The organism is Kitasatospora sp. NPDC059973 (genome assembly GCF_042737525.1).
Taxonomy (GTDB): Bacteria; Actinomycetota; Actinomycetes; order Streptomycetales; family Streptomycetaceae; genus Kitasatospora.
In genome coordinates, this window is sequence record NZ_JBHWUI010000288.1 from 1 (window position 1) to 5778 (window position 5778).

At 73.6% G+C, this 5778-nt stretch carries 7 protein-coding genes; all 7 read left to right on the plus strand.

Going from position 1 to position 5778, the window contains the following annotated elements:
- The first annotated feature begins 143 nt into the window (after positions 1–143).
- Genes ACFWA9_RS37830 through ACFWA9_RS37860 form a run of 7 tightly spaced genes read left to right on the plus strand, consistent with a single transcriptional unit; the run spans position 144 to position 5651 of the window.
- Complete coding sequence (locus tag ACFWA9_RS37830) at positions 144–1928, plus strand: nickel-dependent hydrogenase large subunit (protein ID WP_329486183.1); 1785 nt, start codon at positions 144–146, stop codon at positions 1926–1928.
- Positions 1925–2392, plus strand: a complete 468-nt coding sequence (locus tag ACFWA9_RS37835) for a thioredoxin (RefSeq protein ID WP_380393876.1) — start codon at positions 1925–1927, stop codon at positions 2390–2392. The genes ACFWA9_RS37830 and ACFWA9_RS37835 overlap by 4 nt, the downstream gene beginning before the upstream one ends.
- Positions 2389–3039, plus strand: coding sequence for a DUF5947 family protein (locus tag ACFWA9_RS37840; RefSeq protein ID WP_329486181.1), 651 nt, complete (start codon positions 2389–2391; stop codon positions 3037–3039). Before ACFWA9_RS37835 ends, ACFWA9_RS37840 begins: the two co-directional genes overlap by 4 nt.
- The gene (locus ACFWA9_RS37845; protein ID WP_380393879.1) at positions 3036–3680 is read left to right on the plus strand and encodes a DUF6084 family protein; all 645 of its coding nucleotides are present in this window, start codon (positions 3036–3038) and stop codon (positions 3678–3680) included. Before ACFWA9_RS37840 ends, ACFWA9_RS37845 begins: the two co-directional genes overlap by 4 nt.
- A complete protein-coding gene (locus ACFWA9_RS37850; RefSeq protein ID WP_380393882.1) occupies positions 3677–5047 on the plus strand; it encodes a hypothetical protein in 1371 nt (456 codons plus the stop codon). Before ACFWA9_RS37845 ends, ACFWA9_RS37850 begins: the two co-directional genes overlap by 4 nt.
- Entirely contained in the window at positions 5044–5553 is a 510-nt protein-coding gene (locus ACFWA9_RS37855; RefSeq protein ID WP_352292387.1) for a hydrogenase maturation protease, read from the plus strand. The genes ACFWA9_RS37850 and ACFWA9_RS37855 overlap by 4 nt, the downstream gene beginning before the upstream one ends.
- A complete protein-coding gene (locus ACFWA9_RS37860; RefSeq protein WP_380393886.1) occupies positions 5547–5651 on the plus strand; it encodes a DUF6893 family small protein in 105 nt (34 codons plus the stop codon). Before ACFWA9_RS37855 ends, ACFWA9_RS37860 begins: the two co-directional genes overlap by 7 nt.
- Positions 5652–5778 lie beyond the last annotated feature (127 nt).

A 5778-nucleotide genomic window follows, 5' to 3' on the forward strand; every position in this document is an offset into this window, starting at 1 on the left:
CCCACGTGCGCGCCCCCCGGGGGGCCCCCCCTTTCCCGCGTTCCCCCCCCCCCGGGGGGGCCCCGGGGGCCCCCCCCCCCCCGGGGGCCCCCCCCCGCTCCGCCGCTGACCCTCCCCGCTTCCAGAAGGGCACGACAGACACGATGGCACCGACGACGAAGGCAGCCGGCGACGGCAGCGGCCTGGTGGAGATGTCCTGGGACCCGATCACCCGGATCGTGGGCAGCCTCGGCATCCACACGAAGATCGACTTCAAGCAGAAGAAGGTGGCGGAGTGCTACAGCACCTCGTCGGTCTTCCGCGGCTACAGCGTCTTCATGCGGGGCAAGGATCCGCGCGACGCGCACTTCATCACCAGCCGCATCTGCGGCATCTGCGGCGACAACCACGCCACCTGCTCCGTCTACGCGCAGAACATGGCGTACGGGGTGAAGCCGCCGCACCTCGGTGAGTGGATCATCAACCTCGGCGAGGCCGCCGAGTACATGTTCGACCACAACATCTTCCAGGAGAACCTGGTCGGGGTGGACTACTGCGAGAAGATGGTCCGCGAGACCAACCCCGGCGTCCTGGAGCTGGCCGAGCGCACCGCGGCCCCGCACGCCGGCGACCACGGGTACCGGACGATCGCCGACATCATGCGCTCGCTCAACCCGATCGAGGGCGAGTTCTACCGCGAGGCGCTGCAGGTCAGCCGCTACACCCGGGAGATGTTCTGCCTGATGGAGGGCCGCCACGTGCACCCCTCCACGCTCTACCCGGGCGGCGTCGGCACGGTGGCGACGGTCCAGCTCTTCACCGACTACCTGACCCGGCTGATGCGGTACGTGGAGTTCATGAAGAAGGTCGTGCCGCTCCACGACGACCTCTTCGACTTCTTCTACGAGGCGCTGCCCGGCTACGAGGAGGTCGGCCGGCGCCGCATCCTGCTCGGCTGCTGGGGGAGTCTCAACGACCCGGACCACTGCGACTTCACGTACCGGAACATGACCGACTGGGGCCGGAAGATGTTCGTCACCCCGGGCGTGGTCGTCGACGGCAAGCTGGTCACCAACGACCTGACCGAGATCAACCTCGGCATCCGCATCCTGCTCGGCAGCTCCTACTACGAGGACTGGGAGGGCAAGGAGCTCTTCGTCACCCACGACCCGCTGGGCAACCCGGTCGACCCCAGGCACCCCTGGAACCAGCACACCGTCCCCGCCCCGCAGAAGCGCGACTTCGACGACAAGTACAGCTGGGTGATGTCCCCCCGCTGGTTCGACGGCAAGGACCACCTCGCGCTCGACACCGGCGGCGGCCCGATCGCCCGCCTCTGGTCCACCGCGCTCTCCGGCTTGGTCGACATCGGCTACATCAAGGCCACCGGCCACAGCGTGCAGATCAACCTGCCGCGCTCGATGACCAAGCCGGAGACCACCTTCGAGTGGAAGATCCCGCGCTGGAGCAACGCCATCGAGCGCAACCGCGCCCGGACGTACTTCCAGGCCTACGCGGCCGCGGCGGCCCTGCACTTCGCGGAGAAGGCCCTCGCCGAGGTCCGGGCCGGGCGCAGCCAGACCTGGGAGCGCTTCGAGGTGCCGGACGAGTCGATCGGCTGCGGCTTCACCGAGGCCGTGCGCGGCGTGCTGTCGCACCACATGGTGATCCGCGACGGCAAGATCGCCAACTACCACCCGTACCCGCCGACGCCGTGGAACGCCAGCGTCCGCGACAGCTACGGCACGCCCGGCCCGTACGAGGACGCGGTGCAGAACACGCCGATCTTCGAGGAGAACTCGCCGGAGAACTTCAAGGGCATCGACATCATGCGGGCCGTGCGCAGCTTCGACCCCTGTCTGCCCTGCGGCGTCCACATGTACGTCGGCGGCGGCCGGACCGTGCAGAAGATGCACGTGCCCACGGGCCTGAGCGGGCTCACCGCATGACGGCGGAGGAGACCGGGCTGCGGATCCAGGAGGCGCTGGACCAGCTGGCCGGCGGCGACGGGCAGGGGGCCGGCGAGCAGCTGGTCCGCGAGCTGATGGCCTTCTACGGGGACGGCCTCACCCGGCTCGTCCGAGCCCTGCCGCCGCAGACGCTGCGGCAGCTGCTGGACGACCAGGCGGTGGCCGGGCTGCTCGTCCTGCACGACCTGCACCCCGAGGACGTCACCGCCCGGATCGCCCGCGCGCTCGCCGCGCTGCCCGAGCCGGTCGAACTGCTCGGCTTCGACCCCGCGACCGGCACGCTGCGGCTGCGCCGGACCAGGAGCGGCTGCGGCTGCGGGAAGCAGGACGTCGAGGCCGTGCTGGCCTGTCACGCCCCCGAGGTGACGGCCGTGGAGCTGGAACGCGCGCCGCAGCTGCTGCAGATCGGCACCCGGCCGCCGGCCTCGGCGGAGGTGCGGTGAGCGCCCGTCAGCTCTCCCGCCCCGGCGCCGCCCTGCTGCGCCGGCTGCGCGAGCCCGCACCCCCGCAGCCGGAGCGCTGCACCTTCTGCGGCCAGCAGCTCCCGCGGGAGCACCGGCACCTGGTGGACACCGAGGAGCAGTCCCTCACCTGTGTCTGCACGGCCTGCGGGCTGCTGTTCCAGCAGCCCGGCGCGGCCGGCGGCCGCTACCGCGGCGTGCCCGACCGCTACCTCGCCGAGCCGGACCACCGGTTCGGCGAGGAGCAGTGGGCGGCGCTCGGCATCCCGGTCGAGACGGCGTTCCTGTTCCGCAACGCCCGGCAGGACCGGCTGGTGCTGCTCTACCCCGGCCCGGGCGGTGCGACCGAGAGCGAACCGGACGAGGCCGACTGGCGGGCCGCGCTCGGCGCGAGCCGGCTCGCCGCCGAACTGGAGCCCGACGTCGAGGCGTTGCTGCTGCGGCACCCGGCGGCGAGCCCGGTCCAGTGCTTCCTGGTGCCGATCGACGTCTGCTACGAGCTGGTCGGCCGGCTGCGGCGGTGCTGGAAGGGCTTCGACGGCGGGGCCGAGGCCCGGGCCGAACTCGACGCCTTCTTCGCCCGGGTGGCCGCCCGGGCCCGCGCGCTCCAACCGGAGGGGGCCTCGTGACCGCGCTGTCCTTCGCCTGCACCGGCGTGCGGCCCGACCCCCACGCGGCCGGGCCGACGCTGATCCTGCGGCTGCGGATCACCGCCCCCGAAGGGACCAGGGTGCACGCCCTGGCACTCCGCTGCCAGCTGCGGATCGAACCCGCGCGGCGCTCCTACGGCGAGGCCGAGGGCGAGCGGCTGACCGACCTGTTCGGCGAGCGCTCCCGCTGGGGCGGCACGCTGCACCCGGTGCAGTTCGCCCAGGTGCCGCTGATGGTGCCCGGCTTCACCGGGGAGACCGAGGTGGATCTGCCCGTCCCGTGCACCTACGACATGGACGTGGCCTCCGCCCGCTACCTCGCGGCGCTGGACGGCGGCGACGTCCCGCTGCTGCTGCTCTTCTCCGGCACCGCGTTCACCGGCCCGGGCGGCTTCCAGGTGGCCCCGGTGCCCTGGGACCGGGAGGCGACGGTGCGGATGCCCGTGCGGGTGTGGCGGGAGATGATCGAGCAGCACTACCCGGGCTGCGGGTGGCTGCGGCTGCCGGCCGAACTGATGGCGGAACTGCTCGCCTACCGCTCCCGGCGGGCCCTGCCGTCCTGGGACGCGACCGTGCGCGAGCTGCTCGACGCGGTCCGGACCGAGGAGGTCGCCCGGTGAACGCGAACGCCTTCACGGCCGAGACCGAGAGCCGGTTCGCGCAGGCCCGGCAGATCGCCGACGCCGTCCTCTTCGAGGGCTACGTGCTCTACCCCTACCGGGCCTCGGCGGCCAAGAACCGGCTGCGCTGGCAGTTCGGCGTCCTCGTCCCGCCCGGCTACGGCGAGGACAGCGGCGAGCACTCCCACCAGCGCACCGAGTGCCTGATCGAGCCGCGCCCCGGCGACCGGCTGGCGGTGGAGCTGCGGTTCCTCCGCGCGCAGCGGCGGACCGTCCAGCGCGCCACCCCCGGCGGCGGCTTCGAGCCGGTCGACGAGCTGGAGCTGGCCGACCGGGTGCTCGTCCCGTGGGACGAGGGCGTCGAGGAGCGCGTGGAACTCGTCGTCCCCGTCGACGAGCTGGCCGGCGACGGGACCGTCCGGCCGTTCCAGCTGCCGGCCTGCGAGGAGCTGGAACTGCTCCGCGAGGACGGCGTGACGATCGGCCGGCTGCTGCGCCGGCGCGAACAGGCCGACGGCCTCCTGCGGCTGACCGCCCGGGACGTCCCCGGACCGTACGAGGTGCGCAGGCTCGCGGTCGTGGTGGAGAACACCGCGCCGTGGCAGCCCGGGCCGGGCGACCGGCGGGAGGCGGCGCTGCCCCGCGCGCTGGTCTCGGCGCACCTGCTGCTCGGCCTCGACCGGGGCACCTTCCTGTCCGTGACGGACCCGCCCGAATGGGCGAAGGCGGCCGTGGCCGAGTGCCGCAACGAGCACACCTGGCCGGTGCTGGCCGGCCCGCCCGGGCGCGACCAGGTGCTGCTCTCCTCGCCGATCATCCTGGAGGACCATCCGCTGGTCGCCCCGGAGAGCCTCGGCGCGCTCTACGACGCGACCGAGATCGACGAGATCCTCGCCCTGCGGACGGCGGCGCTGACCGAGCGCGAGAAGCGCGAGGCCCGGGGCACGGACGAGCGGGCGGGCGCCGTGATCGACCTCGCCGAGTCGATGCCCCCGGAGGTCCTGGAGCGGCTGCACGGCGCCGTCCGGGGCCTGCGCGAGATCACCGCGTCGACCGCCGAGCAGCCCTGGTGGGACCCGGGCAACGACCCGGAGGTGGACCCGGACCGGGACCGGGTGGTGGTCGACGGCCGCGAGGTCGGGGCCGGCAGCCGCGTCCTGCTCCGGCCCGGCCGGCGGCGCACCGACGCCCAGGACCTCTTCCTGCACGGGCGGACCGCCGTGGTCGAGGCCGTGCTGCACGACGTCGACGGCTCGGTGCACCTCGCCGTCACGGTCGAGGACGACCCGGGCGCGGACCTGTGGCGCGCCCAGGGCCGGTTCCGGTACTTCCAGCCGGACGAGGTCACCCCGCTGGAGGAGTCGTGAGCACGGGCCGGGTGCTGGTGGCCGGGGTGGGCAACATCTTCCTCGGTGACGACGGGTTCGGGGTGGAGACGGTCCGGCGGCTGGCCGGGCACCCGCTGCCGGCCGACGTCGAGCTGGTGGACATCGGGGTGCGCGGAGTGCACCTGGCCTACCAGCTGCTGGACGGCTACCGGACGCTCGTGCTGGTCGACGCCACCGCGCGCGGAGGCGAGCCGGGCACGGTGTACCTGATCGAGGCGGACGCCGGCCCGGTGGAGGCGCCCGTCATGGACGGGCACCGGATGGGGCCGGACGCCGTGCTCGCGCTGCTCGCCACGCTGGCCGCCGGGACGGGCGGATCCGCGCCCGAACGGGTGCTCGTGGTGGGGTGCGAGCCGGAGTCGCTGGAGGAGGGCATCGGGCTCAGTGCCCCGGTGGCCGCAGCCGTCGAGGAGGCGGTCGAAGTGGTCCTGCGGATCGTCGGATCGGACGCGCAGGCGCAGAGAGAGGCGTCATCACCATGCTGAAGAACCTGCTGTGCGCGGCCGGCGCGGCCGCGGTCGTGGCCCTGGTCTGGCAGAGCCTGCCCGACCTGAAGCGCTACCTGCGGATCCTGCGGATGTGAGGCCCGATTGCGGCGAACGGTGTACTCCGGGCGCGGTGGCGGCGGGGGGGGGGCCCCGGGGCGCCCCCCCCCCCGCGTAGATATGACGGAGCCCCCCGCCGGGGGGGGGGGGTGGGGCCCAGGAACA